The organism is Homoserinimonas aerilata, from assembly GCF_006716125.1.
In the GTDB taxonomy this organism is placed as follows: domain Bacteria; phylum Actinomycetota; class Actinomycetes; order Actinomycetales; family Microbacteriaceae; genus Homoserinimonas; species Homoserinimonas aerilata.
Map to the genome: position 1 here is coordinate 1,776,177 of NZ_VFOM01000001.1, position 25,860 is coordinate 1,802,036.

General features: G+C 67.5%; 20 protein-coding genes. 8 read left to right on the forward strand and 12 right to left on the reverse strand.

The features are described from left to right. The first annotated feature begins 45 nt into the window (after positions 1-45). On the forward strand, positions 46-1,089 hold the full coding sequence (locus FB562_RS08365) for an AAA family ATPase (protein WP_141880680.1): 1,044 nt from the start codon (positions 46-48) through the stop codon (positions 1,087-1,089). Beyond that, the gene (locus FB562_RS08370; protein ID WP_141880681.1) at positions 1,089-2,405 is read left to right on the forward strand and encodes a DUF58 domain-containing protein; all 1,317 of its coding nucleotides are present in this window, start codon (positions 1,089-1,091) and stop codon (positions 2,403-2,405) included. The genes FB562_RS08365 and FB562_RS08370 overlap by 1 nt, the downstream gene beginning before the upstream one ends. 156 nt (positions 2,406-2,561) lie before the next feature. On the opposite strand, the gene FB562_RS08375 is transcribed toward FB562_RS08370, so the two are convergent. Then, positions 2,562-3,908 (reverse strand): TIGR01777 family oxidoreductase, encoded by a 1,347-nt coding sequence (locus FB562_RS08375; RefSeq protein WP_141880682.1) that lies wholly within the window; start codon positions 3,906-3,908, stop codon positions 2,562-2,564. A 69-nt stretch (positions 3,909-3,977) separates the two neighbouring features. On the opposite strand from FB562_RS08375, the gene FB562_RS08380 reads away from it, so the two are divergent. Then, entirely contained in the window at positions 3,978-4,415 is a 438-nt protein-coding gene (locus FB562_RS08380) for a pyrimidine dimer DNA glycosylase/endonuclease V (protein WP_141880683.1), read from the forward strand. 15 nt (positions 4,416-4,430) lie between these two features. Here the strand turns inward: FB562_RS08380 and FB562_RS08385 are convergent, their stop codons facing one another. Next, positions 4,431-5,426, reverse strand: a complete 996-nt coding sequence (locus FB562_RS08385) for a stage II sporulation protein M (RefSeq protein ID WP_141880684.1) — start codon at positions 5,424-5,426, stop codon at positions 4,431-4,433. A 35-nt stretch (positions 5,427-5,461) separates the two neighbouring features. On the opposite strand from FB562_RS08385, the gene FB562_RS08390 reads away from it, so the two are divergent. After that, complete coding sequence (locus FB562_RS08390) at positions 5,462-6,298, forward strand: RDD family protein (protein ID WP_141880685.1); 837 nt, start codon at positions 5,462-5,464, stop codon at positions 6,296-6,298. A gap of 242 nt (positions 6,299-6,540) precedes the next feature. Here FB562_RS08390 and ahcY read toward each other — a convergent pair whose 3' ends face one another. The 3 genes from ahcY to FB562_RS08405 all read right to left on the reverse strand — a co-directional run bounded on the left by ahcY (position 6,541) and on the right by FB562_RS08405 (position 9,854). Continuing rightward, positions 6,541-8,004, reverse strand: coding sequence for an adenosylhomocysteinase (ahcY, locus tag FB562_RS08395; protein ID WP_141880686.1), 1,464 nt, complete (start codon positions 8,002-8,004; stop codon positions 6,541-6,543). A 204-nt stretch (positions 8,005-8,208) separates the two neighbouring features. Beyond that, positions 8,209-9,651, reverse strand: a complete 1,443-nt coding sequence (locus FB562_RS08400; RefSeq protein WP_141880687.1) for a phosphomannomutase/phosphoglucomutase — start codon at positions 9,649-9,651, stop codon at positions 8,209-8,211. Further along, positions 9,648-9,854, reverse strand: coding sequence for a DUF3499 family protein (locus tag FB562_RS08405; RefSeq protein WP_141880688.1), 207 nt, complete (start codon positions 9,852-9,854; stop codon positions 9,648-9,650). The genes FB562_RS08400 and FB562_RS08405 overlap by 4 nt, the downstream gene beginning before the upstream one ends. 24 nt (positions 9,855-9,878) lie before the next feature. Between FB562_RS08405 and FB562_RS08410 the strand changes: the two genes are divergently transcribed. After that, complete coding sequence (locus FB562_RS08410; protein WP_141880689.1) at positions 9,879-10,316, forward strand: metallopeptidase family protein; 438 nt, start codon at positions 9,879-9,881, stop codon at positions 10,314-10,316. 102 nt (positions 10,317-10,418) lie between these two features. Here the strand turns inward: FB562_RS08410 and FB562_RS08415 are convergent, their stop codons facing one another. The 3 genes from FB562_RS08415 to FB562_RS08425 all read right to left on the reverse strand — a co-directional run bounded on the left by FB562_RS08415 (position 10,419) and on the right by FB562_RS08425 (position 15,616). After that, entirely contained in the window at positions 10,419-12,062 is a 1,644-nt protein-coding gene (locus tag FB562_RS08415; protein ID WP_185740490.1) for a DUF5719 family protein, read from the reverse strand. Beyond that, a complete protein-coding gene (locus tag FB562_RS08420) occupies positions 12,055-14,970 on the reverse strand; it encodes a glycosyltransferase family 2 protein (protein ID WP_141880691.1) in 2,916 nt (971 codons plus the stop codon). The genes FB562_RS08415 and FB562_RS08420 overlap by 8 nt, the downstream gene beginning before the upstream one ends. Before the next feature lie 322 nt (positions 14,971-15,292). Beyond that, on the reverse strand, positions 15,293-15,616 hold the full coding sequence (locus tag FB562_RS08425) for a WhiB family transcriptional regulator (RefSeq protein WP_141880692.1): 324 nt from the start codon (positions 15,614-15,616) through the stop codon (positions 15,293-15,295). Between the two features lie 381 nt (positions 15,617-15,997). Here FB562_RS08425 and FB562_RS08430 point away from each other — a divergent pair, with 381 nt between their 5' ends. After that, complete coding sequence (locus FB562_RS08430) at positions 15,998-16,954, forward strand: GlxA family transcriptional regulator (RefSeq protein ID WP_141880693.1); 957 nt, start codon at positions 15,998-16,000, stop codon at positions 16,952-16,954. 121 nt (positions 16,955-17,075) lie between these two features. Here the strand turns inward: FB562_RS08430 and FB562_RS08435 are convergent, their stop codons facing one another. Further along, the gene (locus FB562_RS08435; protein ID WP_141880694.1) at positions 17,076-18,083 is read right to left on the reverse strand and encodes a hypothetical protein; all 1,008 of its coding nucleotides are present in this window, start codon (positions 18,081-18,083) and stop codon (positions 17,076-17,078) included. A 245-nt stretch (positions 18,084-18,328) separates the two neighbouring features. After that, complete coding sequence (locus FB562_RS13805; protein WP_246081402.1) at positions 18,329-19,783, reverse strand: type I phosphomannose isomerase catalytic subunit; 1,455 nt, start codon at positions 19,781-19,783, stop codon at positions 18,329-18,331. A gap of 144 nt (positions 19,784-19,927) precedes the next feature. On the opposite strand from FB562_RS13805, the gene FB562_RS08455 reads away from it, so the two are divergent. After that, entirely contained in the window at positions 19,928-21,106 is a 1,179-nt protein-coding gene (locus tag FB562_RS08455; RefSeq protein WP_141880695.1) for an acyl-CoA dehydrogenase family protein, read from the forward strand. 397 nt (positions 21,107-21,503) lie between these two features. Continuing rightward, positions 21,504-22,889, forward strand: coding sequence for an O-antigen ligase family protein (locus FB562_RS08460; protein ID WP_141880696.1), 1,386 nt, complete (start codon positions 21,504-21,506; stop codon positions 22,887-22,889). A gap of 3 nt (positions 22,890-22,892) precedes the next feature. Here the strand turns inward: FB562_RS08460 and FB562_RS08465 are convergent, their stop codons facing one another. Beyond that, positions 22,893-23,411, reverse strand: coding sequence for a VanZ family protein (locus FB562_RS08465; RefSeq protein WP_141880697.1), 519 nt, complete (start codon positions 23,409-23,411; stop codon positions 22,893-22,895). An 87-nt stretch (positions 23,412-23,498) separates the two neighbouring features. Beyond that, a complete protein-coding gene (locus tag FB562_RS08470; RefSeq protein ID WP_185740491.1) occupies positions 23,499-25,331 on the reverse strand; it encodes a DUF4012 domain-containing protein in 1,833 nt (610 codons plus the stop codon). Between the last annotated feature and the right edge of the window lie 529 nt (positions 25,332-25,860).

A 25,860-nucleotide genomic window follows, 5' to 3' on the forward strand; every position in this document is an offset into this window, starting at 1 on the left:
AGCCCAGCCCGCCCGCACCGCCAGACACCCATGGAGAATGAAGGAATGACAGAGCAGAGCACCGACACGACGACCTCCGCCGGCTCGAACGCCTCGAGCGGCTCGGCCTCCGCTGCCCCAACCGCCTCAACCGCCTCAACCGGCGAGCTGCGCAACTCATTCGGCCGGGTGCGCGACGAAGTCGGCAAGGCCGTCGTCGGCCAGGACGGGGCCGTCACAGGGCTCATCATCGCCCTCCTCGCGGGCGGGCACGTGCTGCTCGAAGGCGTTCCCGGAGTCGCCAAGACGCTGCTCGTGCGCACGCTCAGCCGCACCCTCGCGCTCGACACCAAACGCATCCAGTTCACGCCAGACCTCATGCCCGGCGACGTCACCGGCTCGCTCGTCTACGACGCCAAACTCGGCGAATTCGACTTTCGCGAAGGCCCCGTCTTCACCAACATCCTGCTCGCCGACGAAATCAACCGCACCCCACCCAAAACGCAGTCGGCGCTCCTCGAAGCAATGGAAGAACGCCAGGTCAGCGTCGACGGGCGCACCCTCCCGCTGCCCACCCCCTTCGTCGTCGCCGCCACCATGAACCCCATCGAATACGAAGGCACCTACACGCTGCCCGAAGCACAACTCGACCGATTCCTGCTCAAGCTCGTGCTCGACGTGCCCGAACGCGACAACGAGATCGAAGTACTCGCCCGCTCCAGCGCAGGCTTCAACCCGCGCCACCTCGACGCCGCCGGAGTCACCGCCGTGCTCGACGGCCACCGCCTCGCAGAAGCCCAGGCCGACGTCGCCAGGGTCGGCGCCAGCGCAGACATGCTCGCCTACATCGTCGACCTCGCGCGCGGCACCCGCCAGTCGCCATCCGTGCGCCTCGGCGTCAGCCCCCGCGGCACCACAGCACTGCTCGCCGCCGCCAAAGCCTGGGCCTGGCTGAGCGGATTCGACGCCATAACCCCCGACCATGTGCAGGCCATGGCACTGCCCGTATGGCGGCACCGCCTGCAGCTGCGCCCCGAAGCCGAACTCGAAGGAGTCACAGCAGACACCATCCTGCGCTCCGTGCTCCAGCAGGTGCGGGTGCCGATCTAGTGGCTTTCTCCGGGTGGTACATCGCACTGCTCACGGCCGGCATCGTGCCGATCGTGCTCATCGGCGAGCCCTGGGCGCTGCCCGCCTGGATCGGGTTCGCCCTGCTGCTCGGAGCCCTCGACCTCGCCCTCGCCGGCTCGCCACGCGCGCTCGCCATCAGCCGCGAAACACCAGAACGGATGCGCCTCGGCGAGACCGCAGCATCCACCGTTCTGCTCACCAACACGGGGCGCCGCCGCATCCACGGCATCATGCGCGACGGCTGGGAGCCCACGGCCGCGCCGAACCCCAGCAGGAACCGCATCGACGTGCCCGCTGGCGAACGCCGTGCCGTCACCAGCGCCCTCACCCCGTTCCGTCGGGGCGAACGCCGCAGCGCCCACGTCACCGTGCGCTCATTCGGGCCGCTCGGGCTCGTAGCCCGGCAGGCCACCCTCGCCGCCGCAGGCACCGTGCGCGTGCTGCCACCGTTCAACTCGCGCCGCCACCTGCCCTCCCGGCTCGCCCGGCTGCGCGAACTCGACGGCCGCACCAGCGTCATGATCCGCGGGCAGGGCACCGAATTCGACTCACTGCGCGAATACGTGCGCGGCGACGACGTGCGCTCCATCGACTGGCGGGCCACAGCCCGGCGCAGCGCACCCGACCCGGACCCCAGCCGCACCCTCGTCGTGCGCACCTGGCGGCCCGAACGCGACCGACGCATCGTCATCATCGTCGACAGCGGACGAACATCCGCCGCCCGCATCGACGACGAAACCCGCATGGACACCGCCTTCGAATCATCGCTGCTGCTCGCCGCGCTCGCCACACGCGCCGGCGACCGCGTCGACACCCTCGTCTACGACAGGCGCGTGCGCGGCCGCATCCAAGGGGCCAGCGGCGGCGAACTGCTCTCCCGCATGGTGAACGTGATGGCGCCCATCGAACCCGAACTCATCGAAATGGACTGGCATGCGGTGCCCGCCCTCGTGAACTCCGTCACCAACCGGCAGGCGCTCGTCGTGCTCATGACCTCCATCGATGCGCCCGGCAACTCGCGGGCACTGCTGTCGGTGCTGCCGCAGCTGAGCCGCAAACACACGGTACTCGTCGCATCCGTCACCGACCCGGACGTGCTGGATGCGACCCGGCACCGCGAGAACCGCGAGAACGTGTACCGCGCGGCGGCCGCAGAACGGGCCATGCTCGACACGGCGCGGGTGTCGGCCGCCATCCGGCAGCTCGGCGCCGACGTCGTCACCGGCGCGCCGGGCGACCTGCCACCCGCCGTCGCGGACCGCTACATCGCGCTCAAGGCGGCGGGGCGGCTGTAGAGCCGCAGCTCGAGCCGTCCCCGCGCCTCACGCTGCCGGTGCTCCCTCAATGGGCTGCCGAAAACGAAGGACATTCTGCCCAAAACGTCCCCGCGGAACGCATGTGCGGCAGATTCGCCCAGGATGTCCTTCGTTTTCAGCAGGGCAGAGTCAGGCTCAGCGGATGACGCGGCCGAGTTGGTGCCGCAGCGACGACTCAAGGTCGGGGCGTCTGAATCGGTGGCCGCGATCCACCAGCACAGCAGGCGAGACGAGCTGATCGGCCTCCGCGAGCTCCTGGGCTCCTTCTGCGCCCAGCAGTATCCGAGGGCCGAACGAGGGCACCGGCAGAAGCGCCGGACGCCTCAGAACGTGCGCCAACGTGCGCGTGTAATCCGAATTGCGCACCGGCTGCGGTGCGACAGCGTTCACAGCGCCCGACACTGACGCGTCGACGAGGGCGCGAAGATAAACATCCAAGAGGTCGTCGATGTCGATCCAGGAGAGCCACTGCTCACCGGATGCGACGCGGCCACCCAAACCTGCAGAAAACAGCGGGCGAAACAGTCTGAGCGTGCCACCGCGAGGCGACTGCACGATGCCAGTGCGCACAGAGACGACCCGAATGCCCGCCTCCTCTGCCGGGAGCGTGGCTGACTCCCACTCAGACACGACATCCGCCAGATAGCCCTCGCCGCGCGGGCTCTGCTCGGTGAGCACCTCGTCGCCGCGCTCCGCACCGTAAATTCCGATAGCGGATGCGCAGACAAAGGTACGGACGCTCGTTGCCGTGGACGCGGCGAGCGCGGCAAGGCGCCGGGTCGGCTCGATCCTGCTCTCCCGAATGGCGCGTTTGTGCTGCTCGGTGAAACGACCGGCGATCGATTCGCCGGCCAGATGAACAACGGCATCCACGTCGGCGAGCAGGTCCGCGGCGGGCGCCATCGGATCCCAGGTGCGCTCATCCGGCCCCACTGCGGCCCTCCTGACGAGACGGATCACCCGGTGGCCGCCCGTGCTGAGCAATGCGCACAGCGCCGACCCCACCAGGCCCGACGACCCTGTCACCGCCACAGTGAGCGGCGCCGGCGACAGAGCGGCCCCCCACCGGTGTGCGCTCAGGTCATCGGCCAGCTGCCGGTGTCTGTACACAAACATTGGCCTGAGGATGCGGGAACCGAGCGGTGTCTCCACGCGGTCGGTGACCGCCGTCGCATCCGGCCCCGCCTCAACGAACTCGTGTGTGTGACGCCAGCGGAACAGCACACCAGGGACCCCATCCCGCACGAGCTCGTCAACGAATCGGAACGGCGGCTCAAACCCGTTCGGGTCGTGACGGGCAACCCAGCGGAGCCCGCCCGGCAGGCTGAGCACCGCCTCACCGTGTTCGAGAGACTCGCTCTCCTTCGTCAACTCGGCAGGCTGCCACGGCGGCGCAAGCCGAGTGAACGCACCGGGCCTGGTATGCCAGGCGAACACATCCGCGATCGGAGACATAACGGTGCTGGAATGTGTGATTCCCATGCGACGACCCTAGTTCGCTTCGCTGGCCGCAACAGAAAAACGAGTTGTGGCGGCTGATATTGTGAGCCCGTGAGACTGTGGTCGGTGCATCCGCGATACCTCGACCGCCAGGCCCTGATCGCAGGCTGGCGGGAAGCTCTTCTCGCCCAGACCGTGATCGGGCGAAGCACTGGCGGATACTCTCGGCATCCCCAACTGGAACGTTTTCGGGAACAACCCAGCCCGGGAGCCGCCGTCGCCACATTTCTCAGTGCAATCGCCGACGAGGCCGAAGACCGAGGCTACTCCTTCACCCGTTCCAAGATCCTGCCCTTCGACGAAGAGGTCGCCCCCATCCCCGTCACCACGGAACAACTCAACTACGAGTGGCAACACCTCATGGCAAAGCTCGCAATTCGAAGCCCAGAGACACACGCCAGATGGGCCAACATCGCCACGGCTGACCCGCATCCGCTCTTCGTCGTCGTCGACGGCCCGATCGCCTCCTGGGAGCGACCCAAAAACTGACCGGCCCGGCCCTCGTCAGCCGGCGATGAGCCGCTTCGCTCCCGCCTCGAACTCGTCCAGATCGCCCGTCTGGCCGGCCCGGAACGCCCTGCCACCGACGAACCACTGGTACCAGAGGAAGCCGCCCAGCGCGACCGTGCCGATGCCGATCTTGATCACCCACGGCCAGTCCTGCCGGGTCACATAACCCTCGATGACACCCGAGACCAACAGGGCGAGCGTCAAACCCACCGCAACCGTGATGAGCGCGCGCCCGTCCTCCGCGAGCGCCTGCGCCCGCGTGCGCGCACCCGGCGCCACCCACGCCCAGAAGATGCGCATGCCGGCAGCCCCGGCGACGAAGATCGCGTACAGCTCGAGCTGACCGTGCGGCGCGATGTACAGGAAGAACACGTCCAGGCGCCCGTTGTCGGCCATGATCGCCGCCGACACGCCCAGATTCTGCGCGTTCGCCATCAGCAGGTACGGCGCGTACACGCCCACGATGCCGAACGCGATGCACTGGGCGGCAAGGAAGGCGTTGTTGGTCCACACCAGGCCGGTGAACGACGACGGCGGATGCTCAGAGTAGTACTCGACGAAGTCCTCCTCCGCGAACTGCCGCCGAAACTCCTCCGTGCCGAAGCCTGCAAGCACGCCCGGCGTCTGCGTCGCCCACCACCCGTACAGCACCGCGATGATGGCCGTGCCGAGCGTGACCGCCAGCGACAGCCACCGGATGCGGAACAGCGCCGCCGGCAACTGCGCGCCGAAGAACACGGTCACCTGGTGCAGCACATTGCTGCTCGCCCCCGTGAAACGCAGTCGCGCGCGCGACAGCCGCAGCGAGAGGCGGTCGGCCTGGATGGACGAACCCGTCGTCGTCTTCAGCGCCGACAGGTCTGTTGCGCCCGCCTGGTACCGCTCGATCAGCTCATCCGCTTCGCCGCCTGTGAAGCGCCGCTTCGCGCCGAGGCGTTCGAGCTCATCCCATTCGGCACTGCGGGCTGCGGCGTAGGCGTCGATATCCATCGCTGTCGATCCTAGGAGAGCTATAGGGTCGAAGCATGTCCATCGCGCCGAACATCGCTGAGGATGACGAGCTGATCACCGGTGAGGCCGTCGTCCTCGACCTGCGTCCGGCCGATTTCATCCTGCGGGCGGCCGGCGCCATCATCGACTGGATCGCCTACTTCGCCGTCTACCTCGGCGTCGTGCTGGTGTTGGCGACGCCGCTCATGCAGTCGCTCCTCGATGAGGCGACGCTCACCGCGATCTCCGTGATCGCGCTCGTGCTGTGTGTTGTCGCCATCCCGACGACAGTCGAGCTGCTCACGCAGGGGCGCTCGCTGGGCAAGCTGGCGGTGGGTGCACGCATCGTGCGCGACGACGGCGGCGCGATCGGGTTCCGGCACGCGTTCACCCGCTCGATGGTGGGGCTGTTCGAGATCCTGATGACACTGGGCGGCGTCGCGACGGCGGTCGCCCTGCTGAACCCCCGCTCGAAGCGCCTCGGCGACCTCATCGCGGGAACATACAGCCAGCATGAGCGCGTCGCGAAGACGTCACCGCCCGTGCACGGGGTGCCGCTCGAGTTGGTCGAGTGGTCACAGACGGCGGATGTGGCGCGGATGCCGGGCAGCCTGGCACGCCGCATCGCCCAGTTCCTGAGGCAGGCGCGCGGGCACGGCGCGGCGTCGCGCATCCGCATCGCACGGCAGCTCGCGTCGGAGGCGGCCCGCTATGTGTCGCCGCTGCCGGATGTCGACGCGGAGCTCTTCCTCGCCGGTGTCGCCGCGGTGCGCCGTGATCGCGAGTACCGGGCGCTGCATGCGGAGCGCGAGCGGCTCGCCGTGCTCGACCCGGTGCTGCAGGGGCTGCCGCACCGCTTCCCGGAGCGCTGACGCGCCTGCCGCCTCCCGCATCCGTGCCCTCGGCCCGCGTGCTTGTCGCGCGGTTCTTGCCGTACGGAGCGCGCTGCTCGGTGCGGGTGCGCTGAAAACGAAGGAGATCCGCCCCAAACGTGCCGCAAAACGTCCCGCCGCGGTCGATTCGCCGAGAATGTCCTTCGTTTTCAGCAGGCACGTTTCAGCGGGCACGTGGTGGCGCGGTCGGGCGGATGCGGCGGCGCCGGAGCGCGTGAGCGCTAGTAGCGGTAGTGGTCCACCTTGTAGGGGCCCTCAACGGGCACGCCGATGTAGTCGGCCTGCTCCGCGGTGAGCGTCGTCAGCTTCACGCCGAGCGCGTCCAAGTGCAGCCGCGCGACCTTCTCGTCGAGCAGCTTCGGCAGCACGTACACCTGCCGGTCGTAGTCCTCACCGTGCGCGTACAGCTCGATCTGCGCGAGCACCTGGTTGGCGAACGAGTTGCTCATCACGAATGACGGATGCCCGGTCGCGTTGCCCAGGTTCATCAGCCGCCCCTCGCTGAGCACGAGCACGCTGCGTCCGGTCGGCAGACGCCACTCGTGCACCTGCGGCTTGATCTCGACACGTTCCGCGCCGGCAAGCGATTCGAGCCCGGCCATGTCGATCTCGTTGTCGAAGTGCCCCACATTGGCGACGACGGCGAGGTGCTTGAGGCCGAGCAGGTGGTCGACGGTGATGACGTCCTTGTTGCCGGTGCCGCTGACGAGAATGTCGATGTCGCCGATGACGGCGTCGAGCGTGGTGACCTGGTAGCCGTCCATCGCCGCCTGCAGTGCGTTGATGGGGTCGACTTCGCTGACGATGACGCGGGCGCCCTGGCCGCGCAGCGCCTCCGCGGCACCCTTGCCGACGTCGCCGTAACCGCACACGAAGGCGACCTTGCCGCCGATGAGAACATCCGTCGCCCTGTTCAGCCCGTCGGGCAGTGAGTGGCGGATGCCGTACTTGTTGTCGAATTTGGATTTGGTGACCGAGTCGTTGACGTTGATGGCGGCGAACTGCAGCTCGCCGTCGCGCGCCAGCTCGTACAGGCGGTGAACGCCCGTCGTGGTCTCCTCGGTGACGCCCTGGATCTCGGATGCGACGCGCGTCCAGCGGTCGGAGCTCACGGCAAGCGATGCGCGCAGCACGCCGAGGACGACGCGCCATTCGTGGCTGTCGCCCTCCGCAGCATCCGGAACCGCACCCGCCAGCTCGAACTCGCGCCCCTTGTGCACGAGCATCGTGGCGTCGCCGCCGTCATCGAGGATCATGTTGGGTCCCGTGAAGTCGGCGCCGGCAGCGGATGCCTCGGCCGACCAGTCGAAGATGCGCTCCGTGCACGCCCAGTACTCCTCGAGGGTTTCACCCTTCCAGGCGAAGACGGGAACGCCGGCCGGATGCTCGGGGCTTCCGTTTCCGACGACGATGGCCGCCGCCGCCTCGTCCTGCGTGGAGAAGATGTTGCAGCTCGCCCAGCGCACCTGCGCGCCGAGCGCGACGAGCGTCTCGATGAGCACCGCCGTCTGCACGGTCATGTGCAGGCTGCCGGCGATGCGGGCACCGGCGAGCGGCTTACTGTCGCCGAATTCGGCGCGCAGGGCCATCAGGCCGGGCATCTCGTTCTCGGCGAGGCGCAGCTGGTGGCGACCCGCCTCTGCGAGGGCGAGATCGGCGACCTGGTATTCGAAGGAGGAGGGCATCCCCCAATTCTCGCAGACGCGGCGGCGGTGCCGCTCCCCCATGCCACCCCCTGGTCGCTCGCCGAACGTGCCCGCCGAAAACGAAGGAGATACGCGCCGGATGTGCCGCAAAGTGCGCCCGCGGGGTCGAATTCGGAAGGATGTCCTTCGTTTTCGGCAGGCGATCGGAGGCGATGAAGCGGGCGGGGAGGGAGCGGGCGCGCGTCAGGCGCGGATGAGTGCGAGCACGCGATCGCGGATGCGCCGCATCTCGGGCTCCGTGGCGGCCTCCGCGTTGAGGCGCAGCAGCGGCTCCGTGTTCGACGGCCGCACGTTGAACCACCAGAAGCCGTCCGGGCTGCCACCGCTGACGGTGAGCCCGTCGAGCTCGTCGAGCTCTCCCTCGCCGGCGAAATCTTCGACGATGCGCGCGTACGCGGCCGGAACATCCGTCACCGTCGAGTTGATCTCGCCGCTCTGCGAGTACGGGTCGAATTCGGCGGCGAACGTCGACAGCACAGCATCCGGGTTTCCTGCCGCGTGCGCACCGAATTCGGCGAGCAGGTGCATGGCGGCGAGCATGCCGTTGTCTGCGCCCCAGAAGTCTTTGAAGTAGTAGTGGGCGGAGTGCTCGCCGCCGAAGATGGCACCCGTCGCCGCCATCTCGTCTTTGATGAGCGAGTGGCCGACGCGTGTGCGCACGGGCGTCGCGCCGGCAGCCGTGATGGTCTCGGCGACGGCGCGGGAGGTGATGAGGTTGTGGATGACGGCGATGTCGGCGTCGGGGTCGGATGCCTGCACGCGCCGGATCTCGCGCAGTGCGACGACCGCGGCGACGGCCGAGGGGGTGACGGGTGCGCCCGTCTCGTCGACGACGAAGCACCTGTCGGCGTCGCCGTCGAAGGCGAGCCCCAGGTCGGCGCCGTGCGCGACGACGGCCTTCTGCAGGTCGACCAGGTTGGCCGGGTCGAGCGGGTTGGCCTCGTGGTTGGGGAACGTTCCGTCGAGTTCGAAGTAGAGGGGCACGATCTCGAGCGGCAGCGCGGGCAGCCCTGCGGCGGTCGAGAGCACGGCGGGCACTGTGAGCCCGCCCATCCCGTTGCCCGCGTCGACGACGACGCGCAGCGGCCGGATGCCCGAGAGGTCGACGAGCGAGCGCAGGTAGGCCGCGTAGTCGGCCAGCACGTCGAGCTCGCGCAGCGCGCCGGGGGTGCCGACGGCGGTGATCCCGGTGGCCAGGTACTGCTGCGCGCGGTCCCTGATCTCCTTCAGTCCCGTGTCGAAGCTGATGCCCTGCGCGCCTGCCCTGCTGAACTTGATGCCGTTGTAGGTGGCCGGGTTGTGGCTGGCCGTGAACATGGCGGCGGGCGCGTTCAGGCTGCCGGAGGCGAAGTAGCTTTCGTCGGTTGAGCACAGCCCGATGAGCACAATGTTGCCGCCGCGGGCGCGCGCGCCGGCCGAGAATGCGGCCGCAAATTCGGGCGAGGAGTCGCGCATGTCGTGCCCGACGACGACGTCTGCCCCGGCCGCGCCGACCTCGTCGACGAATGCCGCACCGAGCGCTTCGACGACGGATGCGGTGAGCTGACTGCCGACGAGTCCGCGGACGTCATATGCCTTGATGAATGGTGCGAGGTCGATCGGTGTGGGGGCTGCTGCGGCGGTCATGCACCCAAAGCTACATGACGGATGACCTGCCATCCCTGCGGCACGGAGAGCCTCTCGGAGTGCACCGCGCAGAGGTCGTAGGCGTGCGGTTCTGCCTTCTGGCTGAGCGGCCCGAGCACGGCCATCGAGTCGGCGTAGTCGTAGGTGAGCGTCGAGATCGCGTCGCGTGCGCAGGCGACTTTGCTGCAGGGCCGTCCATTCATTTGGCTCCAGCCTAGACTGGCTGTATGGCCCGTTCTCGCAGCACACGCGCATCTGCGCGGCCCGGCTCGCGTGACCGCCACGGGCGTGGCATCCGTTCGGCGGTGACGGGCCCGCACCTGCCCCTGCTTCACACGCGGGCCGACGTCTTCGACATGAGCGTCGCATCCGCCGCCGGCTATCTGAAGGATCTGTGGCCGCGCGAGCTGGCCCGGGTGCGCTTCGAGGTTGCTGCGCTGCCGATGGGCGCGAATCCGGCCGGCTTCGTGGAGCGCTGGTCTGTTGTCGCCGCCGAGCAGCGCATCGTTCTGTACCGGCTGCCGATCGAGCGGCTCGCACGGCTGCACCGCGACGACGAGCTGCACAGGCGCATGATGATCGAGAGTTGTGTGTTTCGCGCGGTCGCCGAGCTGCTCGGCAAGGACCCGTGGGATCTCGCGCCGGAGCGCTTCAGACACTTCTGAGCTGACCGTTGGGCAGACTTCTGGGCGGATGCTCCGCACCATTTCTGAACGGATGCGACGGCTGAATCTGGCACCGCAGCATCCGATGCCCTGCTCATCGGCTCAGGGGTAGATGGTCAGCGGTGTCGAGGTGGGCCCGCGCGGCGACACGCTGTGCGCGGCGATCGTGCCCTCTCCCACAAAGCCGACGGAGGCGTTGAGCCTGTCGAAGTCGTCGAGGGTGTAGGTGGAGCCGGGGGCGACGGCGGTGACCACGGCGGACCCCGCAGGAACCTCGACGGTGACGGATTTGCCGGCCTCGTTCGTGAGCGTGGCCCGGGCATCCGTGTCGGTGGGGTTCGACAGGTGGAGCGAGGCGGTTCCTCCGTTGGCGACCGGCACGAGGGCGCGCTCGCGCAGTGCCCTGCTCGTCGCCAGCCAGGCGAAGTCGTTGACCCCGGATGCTGCCGCCGAGGTGGTGCGCACGCCCGCGACGAAGGGGGTGTCGGCTGTGATGGTGGCGGTGTAGCTGCCGGCGTCGAAGCCGCCGAGGGGCAGCTCGGTGACCCTGCCGCCGTCGATCGACACGGTGATGTCGACCGGCTCTGCGGGGGCTGCGCCCGGCTTCGTCTCGCGCACCATGGTGATGGTGGCGTGGCCGGTGTTCTCGCCGGGCACGAAGACGCGGAGCACGGGGTTCAGGTCGAGGAAGTCCTCGCCGGCGATGGCCTCCTCGAGGAGCTCGTGGTCGCCGAAGACGACTCCGGGGATGACCGCCGTCGTGGCGGGAGCCACGCCCACGGTCACGAAGTCGAGACCGCCGGCGGCGAGCGTGCGTACGGTCGCCTGCTGCATCGATGCCGCGACGAGGCTGCCGCTGCTCTGCACCCGAACGACGGGCGCACTCACGCCGGGGGCGAGGCCTGCGAGCGAGTAGATGCGTTCCGATCCGGGGGCGACGGCGATGGCGGATGTTCCGGGTGCGGTGACCTCGCCGTTCTCCGAGTAGATGGAGATGCTGACCGTTGCGGGTGTCTCGCTGGCGTTGACGATGCTGAGCAGGGTCGTGCGGCCGGTGGTGGTGGCGCCGCCGACCAGCCAGATGTCGTCGGACGGTTCGGTGCATTCGGCGGCCGCGGTGCCGACGAAGTCGCCGGAGGCTGCCCGCTGCGCCTGGCTGCCGGCGAGCAGGGGCTGCTCCCCCGCGCCGCCGGTGGCGGCGAGGGTCAGCACATCGGCTGCGTTGTCGGGGTCGCCGTCGCTCGTCTGCGGGCGGCTGATCGCCACCTTGCCCTCGTCGGCGGCGTCGGTGACTCGCGGGGATCCGAGCGCGGATGCGGTGCTCGCCTGCGCGCCCGTGTCGTCGCCGAGGCGCAGCAGCGGGCCAGCGCACACCCTCTGCTGCTGAGCCGCGACGGGCGTCACATCGAGTGCCAGCGGTTCGCTGTCGGCGGTGGGCAGCGGCAGGAAGACGGCCGCGCCCAGCGTCGCCGCCGCGACGGCGAGGCCGACCGTGCCGGCGACGAGGCGCGCCGAGACGAGCACGGCGCCCTTGACGGAACCGGGGCGCCGCACCTTCGGCTCGGCGGGCTTCTTGTCGCGCTTCTCACGCGGCTTCTTGCTCGGCTTCTTACCGGGCTTCGTGCCGGGGCTCTCCTGCTCGTCGGCATCCGCCCGTGGCCCGATCTCGATGGGGCCGGAGAACTGCTCGTCCTGCCCAGAGAAACGGTCGTCGGAGGGGAACTGCCCCTGGCCGCGCTCAGTCATCGCTCTCCTCGTCGAAGGTCGCGGCCGGCCCGTCCCCGCTCAGCGTGGAACGCACACGGCGGCGGCGCTGCGTGGGGATCGCGAGCAGCACCGTCACCACGAAGAACAGTGCCTGCACGCCCAGCAGCACGCGGCCCTGAAGGCTGTCGATCGCGTCCTCCGGGGCATCCGGGGCCGTCGTCGGCGGCTCCGTCACACGCCACAGCAGGCCAGAACTCGTCTGCCCGACCGGCGTCACCGCGGGATTGCCGTCGAGGGAATCCGCCGCCCGCTTGTGCACCTGCTCGGCGGCCCCGACATCCATGGCCGTCGCCGCATCCACATCGGCGAGCACAATGAAACCGATGTACAGCTCGGCAAGATCGGAGGTTGGATCGTAGCTGCCGCGGGAGGCCAGGTTCGCGGCCAGCGTCGCCGCCTGACGCTGCGCATCCGTCGTATCGTGCGCCGTCGCGGCAAGCGTCGACTGCTCATCGAGCGTCGCCCCGGTGCCGCGCTGCAACTCGACGACAAGCGCATCCTCGCCCGCAGGAACAAGCCGCAGCATGCCGATCTGCGGATTCGTGCGCGCCTCAGCGGCAACGACCGCCGGAACGATACGCCCCGAACTGGCCTGCACGGCAGACTCGCCCGAGAGCATCGCCCCCAACAGTGGCACCGCCAACACGACCGTCGCCAGCGACGCCGCAAGGCCAGCAGCCGCCGACGCCCGCCCGAGCGCGCCCAACACCACCACGACACCGCCCGTGAGGCCCAACCAGAACAGGCTCAGACCCGAACCCGGCCACACAGGAACCGACTCAGCGCCCAGCGACGACAGCTCGATACGCGACGCCGCGACCGCCGTCACGAAACCGAGCAGGGCGATCACCAGCGACGGAATCGACCGCCGCGACCCCGGAACGAACAGGGCGAGGAGCGCCAGGATGCCCACAGGCGCCAACAGGACCGCCACCACGACATGCGCAGAAACGCCCGGCAGAGCAAGCCCCTGCACGACAGAGGTCCAGCCGTTCAGCCCCTCAGCAGCACTCAGCAGCGCCAGATGCCAGCCCGAACTCGCACCAGCCGCCGCAGGCGCACCCGGGTCGGCAAGCAGCGCAAGCGGAGTCCCGCGCATGATCTGCTCCACCACAAGCGGGGCAAACAGGGCTGCCGCCAGAATCGGGATGTTCACAATGCGCAGCAGACCCCGCGGCTGCGCCACCATCCACACAACCCACATCACCAGCAGCGCAGGAACCAGAACAGGGGCGGATGCCGCCACAACAGCGAACAGCAAACCGGCGGCCGCAGCGGCCGGCACCGAGCGCGCCGCGCTCACCGTGGCAAGCACCAACCACGGCAGAAGGATGTGCGCGATCGACGCGCCCAAATGACCCATCATCAGCGACGACAAAAGAGGTGGCGCCGCAGACCACAGAACAGCCGCCACCAGCGGAATCCAGCCCTTGCGCGAAATGCGGCGGGCCGCGAACCACGCGCCCGCAGACGCCAACGGCAAAGCAAGAAGGTAAAGCAGCACAATGCTGAACGACGGCGACCAGAACGTGATCGAGCCGAGAACAGCCAGAACATACGCAAAGGGGTCAGAGAACCCCTCAAAGCCTGTGCCGATGCTGCGCCAGCCGTAGCCGACATTCGACCACAACTCACCCACCGTCGCGCTCAACGGAAGCAGCCCGCCACCCGACACGGCCTGAGCGCCCAACAGCGGCCCGAACGCGACAACACCCACAACGCCCGCAAACACGGCAGCCCAAAGACCGCCGCCGCCCAGATACCCGACCTTCGGCTCATCCGGAACACCACCGCCCGGCAGCGACGCCTCCCGCGCCTGCGCTCGCTTCTCCCGCACCTGCGCCGCAGGCACGCGCAACGGCGCGATCGCCCCCCACCCGAGCCGGCGACTACGCCTCAAGCGCGCGCGCGAACCCGCAACGCCAGCATCGAACATGGCGGCCAGAGCGGCCGCGAACTCGCCGCCCACAAACCCCGGATGCTTCGCCAACAGCTGCCCCACAGCGCGCAGCACCGCAAGCGGCAACAGCGACAACCAGTGCAACGGCACCGCCACCAGCGGGGCATACACGAGCCGCCTGTGCAGCTGGGCCGCGCGCGCGACACGCGCACGGCGAGCCGCCGAAACGGACCGCCGCCCAAAATGTTCCGGACCCCCCGCAGCCGACACACGCGCACCCGGAACCACAATCACGCGGTGCCCGGCCAGACGCGCCCTGATCGAAAAATCGAGTCCAGCATCCACCGACGGCAGCCCCGGATCGAAACCACCCAAAGCCTGCCAGACGCTGCGCCGCACGAGCATGCCGTTCATGGCCACACCCAGCATGTCCTCCGTGACATCATGCTGCGCCTGGTCGAGCTCATCCTCGACCATCAGAAGCGACGTGCCGAAACGGGTGACGGCCTCACCGAACTCGGCGATCACATCCGGCCGATCCCAGCTCATGACCTTGGGGCCCGCGATCGCCACCGACGGTGCGATCTCCACCGCCGCCAACAACTGCTGCAGCGCGCGCGGATGCGGGGCGCTGTCATGGGCGAGCAGCCAGAGCCACTCGGAATCGGGGTCGGCTGGTTCGGGCTGTGCTTGTTTTGTTTGCGCGTTGGTGCTGGCGCCAGCCGTGTCGGCTCGGTCGGTGTCGCCGAGTACGCGCGCAGCCTGCGCGACGGCCGCGCCGAACGCCAGGTTGGCGCGCGGCGGCAGGCTCACCAGCTGGGTGGGGCCGGATGCGGCGAGCAGCTTTTCGCTGTCGTCATCGGATGCTGCATCGACGGCGATGATCGTGTCGGGCGCGCGCGTCTGCGCCGCAAGCGCCGGGAGGGTGCGCTTGAGGTGGTCGCCCCCGTTTCGGGCGACAAGTATCGCTGTGACTCTCTGGCGCATCCGTTCGAGACTACGTGCTGCCCGCGGCGCGGCCGCTCAGACACGCGGCCCGGCCCGCCCGCGCGCTCCCCGCAGCGACGCCGCGCCTGCCTCGCCGAGCCCACTGAAAACGAAGGAGAATCCGGCGGAAAGCGCCCCGATGGTGCCGCTTGGGGACGAAATCGGCAGGATGTCCTTCGTTTTCAGCAAGCGCGTTCGGCATGAGCGCCGATCCGACGGGCGCCGGTTTCAGCGAGCGACGTCGCAGACGACGACATGCGGATGCTCAGGGTCACCACAAGGAGCACCGCGGCGGCGGCAGAGATGGCCGAGAAAGGGGGTGCTAGCCAGCGCTCTTGCGGAGCTTGCGGCGCTCACGCTCGGAGAGCCCGCCCCAGATGCCGAAGCGCTCGTCGTTGTGCAGCGCGTACTCGAGGCACTGGGTGCGAACCTCGCAGGAGGTGCAGATCTTCTTCGCGTCGCGCGTCGATCCGCCCTTCTCGGGGAAGAACGCCTCCGGGTCGGTCTGAGCGCACAGCGAGTCCGCCTGCCAGGCGAGAGCGTTGTCGTCATCATCGATCGAGCGTTTGCGAACCCCGGGAACGCCGAGAGAAACAGGATCGACAAACCAATTGTCCGGAACTCCGCGATGTAGTTCGGGCGCCATATCACACTCTCCCCTCTGCCTTGCGAACGACGTGCGCTAAAACGCGCTACGGGTAATTACACCGGTGTAGTTCGGCTTAGTCAAGTCGCAAATCGTAAAGACTCAACTCTGCATTGAGGGTTTCGACGCGCCCACGGAGCGGCCAAACGTTATCTGATCCCCCGCCACCGAAGCTTAGCGGGCATGCGATGGAACCCGTCTCGCGGAATCTCCCAGACGGTCACCGCCACCGCCACGAGGACCAGGGTTCCGACTATCACTGCTGTAACCATGGCAGTAAATCTACGTATTGCGAGGAAGCGCCACGAGTGGCAGGATAGCCACAGTTCGACCATATTCTGCCAAGGCGAGTTCTCTTGCCGACGACTGAGGAGCATCCGGATGCTACGCAAGATCGCTCTCATAGCCCTGCCCGGCGTCGCGCCCTTCGAGTTCGGCGTCATCTGCGAGGTCTTCGGCATCGACCGCAGCGACATGGACGGTCCCAAGTTCGACTTCAGCATCGCGACCGCCGAGCCGGGTGCCGTGCGCACCAGCCTCGGCTACGACATGGTCATCACGCAGGATCTCAGCGTCGTCGCGGAGGCCGACCTGATCGCCGTGCCAGCCCACACCATCGGGCTGCCCGTCGACCCGCGCGTGCTGCAGGCGGTGCGCGCGGCGGAAGCGCGTGGCGCGTGGGTGCTCAGCGTCTGCAGCGGTGCCTTCGTGCTCGGCGAGGCGGGGTTGCTCGACGGCCGCCGCAGCACAACCCACTGGATGCATGCGGCACAGCTGGCATCCGAATTTCCGAACACCGAGGTCGACCCGGATGTTCTGTTCGTCGACGACCGCAAAGTCGTCACCGGCGCCGGCACCGCCGCCGGAATCGACGCCGCACTGCACATCGTGCGCAAAGAGCTCGGCGCTGCGGCCGCCAACGTCATCGCCCGCCGCATGGTGGTGCCGCCGCAGCGCGACGGCGGCCAATCGCAGTACATCTCCAGCCCCGTCGCCGAATGCCAGAGCGACTCGTTCGCGGCGGTCGCCGAATGGATGCTCGAAAATCTGGGCGAGGACCTCACCATCGACCAGCTCAGCCGCAGGGCGCTCATGTCCCCGCGCACATTCGCGCGCCGGTTCCGCTCCGAGATGGGCACCACGCCGGCCGCCTGGCTGAACCGGCAGCGGCTCAACCACGCGCAGCAGCTGCTCGAACGCAGCGACCGCGGGCTCGAGTCGATCGCCGCCGACAGCGGCTTCGGCACGGCCGCCGTCATGCGGCACCACTTCGTGAAGACGCTGCAGACGACCCCCACCGCGTACCGGCGCCTGTTCGGCGAGCGCGCGCTCGCGTAGCTGCGGGCCTCCTGCTGCTGCCTGGCCGTGCGCATCCGGGCACCGTTTCGTCGCGCCCTGTGCATCCGACGCCGCGTGCTGAAAACGAAGGAGTGTCGCCACACAACGGCCCCATATGCGCTCACCAAGGCGGTTTTGCGCGGGATTTCCTTCGTTTTCGGCGAGCAGCAGAGGGCGCAGCGGATGCGACGGGTAACGAACCAGACGAGCCGGCGGCGGATGCCCGGGCCGACTGGCGGCGACGGTACGCGGCAAGCACCAGGTCGTCAGCGATGGCGACACGGATCGCCGCACACACCCGACCCCACTGCTGATGCAGCAACTGGTAGCCGACATGGATGACGGTGCCGTTGCCGCCAACGACGGTGAGCGCGCGGTCGAGATCGCCCGCCCAAGAGCTGGGCCCCTCCCCCGTCCAGTCGGGGTCGTGCTGCGCCCCGTCGACCTCCACGTAAGTGCTCGGGCCGACACGGAAATCGAACCGGCCCGCACCCCGAACGGTCGACTGCTGCTCGAAGTGAATTCCGGCGTCGAGCAGCCACAGCCGCACGAAGGTCTCACCGTGTGACTCGTCGAGCGTGCTCACCAGGCAGCGCCACCGCTGCACTCGCGCGGGAGCACGCGCGAAGATCGCATCCAGCTGCCTCACGGTCGTGAGCCTGTGGTGCAGGGCGGCGCTCAGGCATGCGACCGCCACGTCCCGGGAACGTTCGAGCAGCACCGCCAACAGCGCATCGTCAACAGAGACCCGCCACCTCTCTCCCCCGTCGCGCGTGTCGGCCCAGTGCACCCGCACCATCGCACCGAAGTGAAGACGCGTGTGTTTGTCGTGCGGGCTGCGCAGCCGGGCCGCAGTGGCGGGCACGGCCACGTGCAGCATGTCACCCCTGGGTACGCGCAGCCCGTAGCTGAGCAGCGCGGACACCGACGTGAGCCGGCCACCGACGCGCACGGCCATGATCGCCGACTCTGGCGCATCCGGAACCGAATACCAGCCGTGGCGCACCCTGAAGATGCGTTTCATCTCGAGCGCGTGACGGATGCTGTGGTCGGCGTATCCGAGCGCCAGTAGTTCGCGACGGCGCAGGAACCACCCGGCTCTGCGGATGCTCTGGTCGATCGATCGCATCACCCCATGCTGTCGGCCGGGCGCGGCGTCTTCTCGCTGGTGACACGCATCTGTGCACTCGCGTGCCCGGACGCGCCCTGGTGGGGACGAGTCGCGCGACCCGCCCCACGACGCTGGCCTGTGCCTGCCGAAAACGAAGGAGATTCGCGGCGAAACGACCCCGGCGTGCGCCCGCGGGGACGTTTCCGGCCGCATCTCCTTCGTTTTCGGCGGGCCCACGCACCGCAGCCGAATCGGCCCCGGCGTTACGACCCGCTGGCGATGAACAGTTCGGCGTCGCCCTCGACGGTGAGTGCGCCCTCCGACGCGGTGATGAACACCGAGTCTCCGCGCACGAGCCGCACAGACGACTCCTGCCCGGTCACGGTCGCCTCGCCGCGCGTGCAGATGGCAATCGCCGACGTCTCGAGCGCGAGTGACGCGCTCCCGTCGACGACGGCAAGCTCGAAGCCGGCGTCCGTAGGGCGAAAAATGTCGGCGCCGCCCGAACGCACCGGCCGCAGCCACGGCACCGGCTGCGGTGCGAAGTCGAGCACGGCGAGCAGCTCGCCCACGTCGATGTGTTTCGGAGTGAGCCCGCCGCGCAGCACATTGTCGGATGCGACCATCAGTTCGACGCCGAGCCCGTGCAGGTAGGCGTGGATGTTGCCGGCCGGCAGGTAGAGCGCCTCGCCGCGGCGCAGTGTGACCCGGTTCAGTAGCAGCGAGATGACGATGCCGGGGTCGCCGGGGTATTCGGCGGCGAGCATCCGCACGGTGCCTGCCGCGGCATCCGCTGCTGCGCTGCCGAAAACGAAGGAGCTGTGGCCGCTTTCTGCCCCGTCGACGCCCTGCGGGGTCGTTTCGCCGGGTATCTCCTTCGTTTTCGGCAGGCCATCGGCGGGCGGGGCGGATGCGGCGGGCGGGGCGGATGCGGCGGGCGCGGCGGATGCGGCGGCGCCAGCAGCAGAGCTGGCAGCAGCGGTCGCGGCAGCCGCGCGCGTGACGGCCGCGACCAGTTCGTCGACGCCGGGGCCGCGCGTGATCAGCCATTCGAACACTTCGGCCAGCGGGCGCGACTCGATCCGCGCGGCGAGCTGCTCGAGCCGATCGTCGGGCCCGAGCGCGCGCACGATCTGCGCCGACAATTGCGGGTCTCTGAAGCCGCACAATGCGTCGAAGGTGTCGCTGAGTGCGTAGATGATCTCCGGCTTCGGGTACGGGTCCTTGTAGTTGCGGTGCGGCGCGTCGAGCGGGATGCCGGCGGCGTTTTCGCGTTCGAAGCCGGCGATCGCCTGCTCAGGAGTCGGGTGAGCCTGCAACGACAGCGGGCCACCCGCCGCGAGGATCTTCAACAGAAAGGGCAGCCGACCCTCGCCGAATTCGAAGGAGTTCTCTCCCTTTTCTGCCGCAGATGTGCCCGCAGCGGTCGTTTCGTCGCGAATCTCCTTCGTTTTCGGTACATCCACCGGCACAGCCCCCAGCGCCGGCACAGAAGCGCCAGCAGACGCAGCGACCTCGCCCCCCTGTCGCTCCAGCCATTCGGCCAGCGTCTGCGCCCCGTCGACGGGCTGCACGAGCCGCGACGGCGAGCCGGGGTGCGTGCCGAGCCACAGTTCCGCTTCGGGGCCGCCGGATGCTTCGGTACCGAGCAGCGAGGAGATGGCCGTCGTCGACCCCCACGCGTACGGGCGCGGGGTGTTGGCGATGCGCAGGAACATGCTGTGGCCTCTCAAGAGGGGTTCTACAACGGGGCACGGTGGCACCGTCGGCGGGTTAGTCCAAAGTACCAATCTGCTTGGGGTGGCGGGCGCAGCATCCGTAGTCTCACTGTTGACACCGTCCGTATACGCAATGGAGCTTTCATGTCGTTCGATTCTTTGGCCGCCGATTTCTATGGTTTCGAGAACACCCTGACCGATGAGGAGAAGGGGTTTCTGCTGCGGTTGCGCGAGTACCTTGACTCTGAGATCCGGCCGATTGTGAATGATCACTGGAACCGTGCCGAGTTCCCGACCCAGCTCATCCGGGGTCTCGCCGATCTGGGTGTTGCGGGTCTCGCCTGGGAGGAGACGCGTCCGTTCGAGAATTCGGCGGTCTTCCGCGGGTGGGTTGCCATCGAGTTGGGTCGTGTGGATGCGAGCGTGAGCACCTACATCGGTGTGCAGAACGGGCTGGCGATGGGGTCGATTGCGGCGTGCGGCAGCGCGGAGCAGCGTGCCGACTGGCTGCCGCGGATGGCGTCCGGCGAGGTTGTGGGCGCGTTCGGCCTGACCGAGCCGCTGAGTGGAAGCGACAGCGCGCAGGGGCTGCGCACGACGGCGCGGCGTGACGGCGACAACTGGATTCTGAATGGTTCGAAGCGGTGGATCGGCAACGCCACTTTCAGCGACATCACCATCATCTGGGCGAAAGATGAGGCCGACAACCAGGTGAAGGGTTTCATTGTTCCGACGAGCACGGCCGGCTATTCGGCGACGAAGATCGAGAACAAGCAGAGCCTGCGCATGGTGCAGAATGCGGACATCACGCTCGACAATGTAGTGGTTCCGGATGCCCTGAAGCTGGCGGACGCGAACTCCTTCAAGGACACGGCGCGTGTTCTGAGGGCGACACGTGCTGACGTGGCGTGGGGTGCCGTGGCGACGTCGATCGGCGCGTACGAGGCGGCCGTGAAGTATGCGGGCGAGCGCGTGCAGTTCGGCAAGACCATCGGCAGCCACCAGCTGGTGCAGGACCTGCTGGCGAAGAGCCTCGGCAACATCACGGCGTCACTGGCGCTGTGCATGCGGGTGTCGCAGATGCAGGACGAGGGCATCCAGCGGGACGAGCATTCTGCGCTGGCGAAGGCGTTCACGACGAGCCGCATGCGCGAGACGGTGGCGTGGTGCCGCGAGATCTTCGGCGGCAACGGCATCGTCACCGACTACGACGTGATCCGGTTCTTCATGGATGCGGAAGCGCTGTACTCGTATGAGGGCACGCGCGAGATGAACACGCTCATTGTGGGCCGCGCGATCACGGGCACGGCCGCGTTCGTCTGACGCCGGCGCTGCAGCGCTCCCCCGGCTCGGCGTGCTGTGGCATCCGCCGCGTGACGGACGTGCTGTGACGGGTTCGCCGTGACGGGCTCACTGCGACGGCCGCGCTGAAAACGAAGGAGATGGTGCCGTTTTCGTCCCCGTGGGGCGCATCCGGGGTCGTTTCGGCGAGGATCTCCTTCGTTTTCGGCGGGCAACTGCGCGCAATCAACGATCGGATGCGCTCGGTGCGGCGAACGGTACGTGGCGTGGTGAGTGCGCCGAAAACGCAGGAGATCGTGTCGATAACGTCCCCGTGAGGACGATTTGCGGACGCTTCGGCCGATATCTCCTTCGTTTTCGGCGGGCAGAGGCGGGCACGGGCGGGAGCGCACCCCGCCCGCGCCGTAAACTCGTGGCCATGCTGCAGAGCCGTTCGTTCTTGTCGTTTTTTGCGACGCTGACCCTGTTCACGCTGCTCGCCGGCGACGCCCTGCGGTACACGCTGAGCTGGTACGGCTGGGGTGTGGTGGTCGCGTTCATCGTGGCGGTGTCGGCCACGCTGGTGTGGCAGCGCAGGGGTGTGCTGCGCCTGGGTGCTGCGCCGTACCCGCTGGTGTTGTTCATGCTGCTGGCCACAGCATCCGTCGCCTGGTCTTTCTATCCGGGCGCGTCGGCGTTGGGCATTGCGGGCCAGTGGGTGACAACGCTGGGGGCGTTCGCGTTGGCGCTGATTCTGGATTGGGCTGAGCTGCTGCGGTTTCTGGGTCGCGCGATCAAGTACATTCTGGCGTTGTCGCTGCTGTTCGAGTTGATGGTGGCGACTGTGGTGCGCGTGCCGGTGCTGCCGTTGTGGGTGGAGTATCCGGATGGCAAGCTGCCGCTGCAGTTGTTCTGGTCGCGCAATGTGCTGTTCGATGGTGGGCCCATTCAGGGCATTGTGGGCAATTCGAGTCTGCTGGCGTTTGTGGCGCTGCTGGGTGTGATTGTGTTTGCGGTGCAGTTTGCGGCGCGCAGTGCGATCGATCTGCCGACGCATACGACGTTGCGCCGTCACGGTGTGGGCATGGTGTTCTGGTTGGCGGTGTCCGCGCTGGTGGTGGTGTTGACGCGGTCGGCGACGATCCTGTTGGCGCTGGTGGTGTTGGCGATTGTGGTGGCGGTGGTGTGGACGATGCGGCGCATCCGCGTGGGTGCCCCGCGCACGATCGCGTATGTGGTGTTCGCTGCGGCTCTCGCGGCGGTGGCGACGGTGTCGCTTGTGGGGCGTGACGGCATCCTGGGCCTTCTGGGTAAGAGCAGTGACCTGACGGGCCGTTTGGGCATCTGGGAGGCTGTTGTCGGCCTGGCGGAGCAGCGCCCGGTGTTCGGTTGGGGTTGGGTGAGTTATTGGGCGCCGTGGGTGGCGCCGTTTGACACTCTTGAGGTGCGCCATGGGGTGCTGCAGTTGCATGCCCACAATGCGTGGCTGGATGTCTGGCTGCAGCTGGGCTGGGTGGGCATGATCGTGTTTGCGGCGTTGGTGTTGTCGACACTGCTGCGGTCGTGGTTTTTGGCGGTGGATGGTTCGCTGCCTCGTAACCATCCGGGTGATTCGGATGCGGGGCTTGCGCCGAAGCCGCATCCTGCCCTGTCGATGCTTCCGCTGTTGTTGATGGTGGCGTTGCTCGTGCAGAGCGTTGCGGAGAGTCGCCTGCTGGTTGAGTATGGCTGGGCGTTGTTGGTGTTTGTGGCGATCCGTACGAAGATCACGCCGGCCGCTCCGGCTGATCGCCCGTTGACGGATACGGCTCGCCGCAGCGCCTGAGGTTTATTGCCGCTGGTGGTCGTGTCGGCTGTTGGCGGCGCGCTGTGCTGCTTCGCGCCTGTCGCGTTCGACGAGCCCGTCGCGGTGGGCGACGATGAGCCGGAAGGTGACGGATGCTGTGGCGCCGAGCAAAAATCCGGTGCTGTTGGAGATAAGGTCGCGCACTTCGGGGAACCGGTCGGGCAGGAACAGCAGTTGCCCGAGTTCGATCACGCCGGAGAAGATCGTGCCGAGGAACAGCAGCACCCACCAGTGTCGCCGCGAGACGAGCAGCGCCACGAATATGCCGAGCGGCACGAACATGAGGATGTTGCCGAGGAATTCGATGGTGAGAAAGTTGACGCTTTCGAAGAGTCCGCGAGCGTGGAGCGAGGCGAGCACGCGGTGGACGACGCGGCCGACGAAGCCAGAGCCGGGCATCTGCGGGGTGAGCGTGATTACCATGACGAAGGCGGCGTAGACCACGAGCAGGAGCATGGTGAGCCGCCGCCTGAAGCGTGACGCCCTGGGCCCTTCGTCCATGGCTTCCCCCTCCCCCGTTCTATGGCTGTGCTGCGGCGTCCAGACTATCCGTCGTCGTGGTGCGGATGCCGCCCGCCGGTGGGTGCGCTATGGCACGGGTACTGTGGCGCAGTCGAGCGTGCTTTCTTCGATCGTGGTGGGGTTGACCATGGGTGTGATCTGGGCTTCGAGCGCCTTCTCGCCAGCTTCCGGCGCGGTGATGTCGTAGCTGATAGTCACGGTCGCGCCCGGTTCGACGAGCAGCTGGACTCGTGAGACCGGGTATGCCTCGTCGTGGTAGCTGCCGAGGGCGAGCGGGCCGCCGTTGACTGTTGCGCTGTTGATGGTCGAGCCGGGCGGCGCGTAGATGAGCTGCACCATGCGCTGCGCGCCGGGGTTGAGGCCCTCGTGCTCGTAGTTGCCGAGGATGGAGGGCGAAAGCGTGCTGCCTGCGTCGGCGGGCACGGTGCTGGTGAGGTCGACTGTGACCCGGTAGGTCTGCCGCCCGTCGTCGCGGCAGGTGGCCTTGGCGAGGGTGACTTTCTGCTGCAGGTAGAAGTTGAGCTTGGAGCCGACGTTCTCCTGGAAGTAGACGCCGACTCTGTCTGTTTCACTGTCGCTGAGCGGCAGTTCGCCCTTCTGCCCGAGTTCAGTGAGCACGGCCTGCACATCTTCGTGGTTGCTGTAGAAGAGGACGCGATTTTCGTCCCACCCTCGGACGAGCGCCTTGATGAGCTCGGCCGGATCGAGCGAGCCACCGAGTATGCGGTCGACCACAGCATCAACGGTCTCCGCATAGATCGCGTCCTGGGCAAGGGCGCTGTATTTCTGGTAAATGCCATTCAAAAGGAAGGGAACGAGCGAGTCCCGATCGAGTACATCACCCGTCGATAAAGTGACCGGATCCGTCGCGCCCAGCACATAGCTGAGGGCAACCGGATCGATGGAGATAACGCCGTCGGAGACGTCGCCATACTTACGGCTGAACATCTCTTGTGTCAGTTGAGCGGCAGTCGTGAAGCTTGGACGGACTGTCACGTTCGGAATGAACGTTCCGTATGCTCCGCCGGAGTAAATCTGCTCAGCGCCATCCGGAATGGGGAGCACGGAGGTTTCGTACCTGTCGAAATTACCGAGCCCTGCCGGGAGTGCTTGGCCAATGGTGATCCTGCCCTGGTCGGTACTGACCCCGACGAAGGAGAGCGCAGTGCCGCCAAGGGCGCGCGCTTCAGCGTTGTTCTGGAACATGACGATGTAGTTGCGGGGTCCGTCTGCACCGAGCAGCCCGGGGACGACGGCCAACATCCTGTCGAGGGTGTCGAGTGTGGGCGCGACGCTGTCGAGGAGGCCTGCTAGTTGCTTCTGCGCAGCGGAGACCTGTGAGATGGTGCCTTCGGAGTCGACGTTCTTGACTTTTGCGACGATGGTTTGCATCTGCCCATTGGCGCCCGACAGCACGGGGAGTGCGTCTTGGAGGGGTTGCAGGTTGATAGCGCCGTCGACGGGAGCGAGGCTTGAGGGGTCAATGGTTTCGGCGACTCCGATGAGCGGCGCTATCACGTCGACTACTACGTCATCGGTGGCCTCGGCGAGTTCTCGCACGACGGTGAGATTCTTACCCAAACCGGGGAACACCTCGGCGACCCGCCAAATGGGGTCGCCGGTGAGGTCACGCGCGCTCGACGTGTGCTGCTTCAAATTGTCGAGGGTTTCGGTCGCCCCGTCCATTTCGAAAGTGACGAGCTGGGTCTTCAGCGTTCCCACGAGACCTTGCGCGGTTTCAAGTTCGGTCTTGGCCTGGAGCGCCCGGAGGCCGATCCAAGCGGCAGCAGCGATCAGGAGGAGGACGACGGCGAGAATTGTCCATGGCAGCCATTTGGGCACTCGCCGCTGCTCGGCATTCCGGTGACGGGCGCCGGGCGCATGGGCATATGAAGTCATTCCCATATTCAACCAGACCGAAGATGGGCAACAGCTCCCACCGGCCTCGTTCTCCGTCCACCACCAATCGAAGGATGCCTAGAAGCAGAATCCGTCTGAAGTTGAATGCACCTCGATCGAGCCCGATTCCGTGCTGTGATGCGAGAGCGACGAGACGAGACGAGGGTGAGCCACAGCACCATCGGACAGTCCAGCACCGAAAGCCCATCAACGAGCTGGATCATCTGTGTTGTCCGGGCAATGAATGGCGCTTATGTAGGATCCGCCGGGCACAACATTGATGGGCAAGCTCCACGGAGAAACAGTCAGCCCGTCATGGACTCGGTAAAGCGCATCCGTCATGACGCCACCCATCAAGACACTCCCTTCACCAACTTCAATTGGTTCACCGAAGCCCTCTGCCAACTCCCAATGCCAGCCCTGCGAGAACCGGCTCTGGGCCTTAGCTAATGACAGTTCCATTCTCGATGGTGATCGCAGATTCGATTCGTCAGCGGTCGCAGATGCGTCATGTACCGAGAGCCGCATG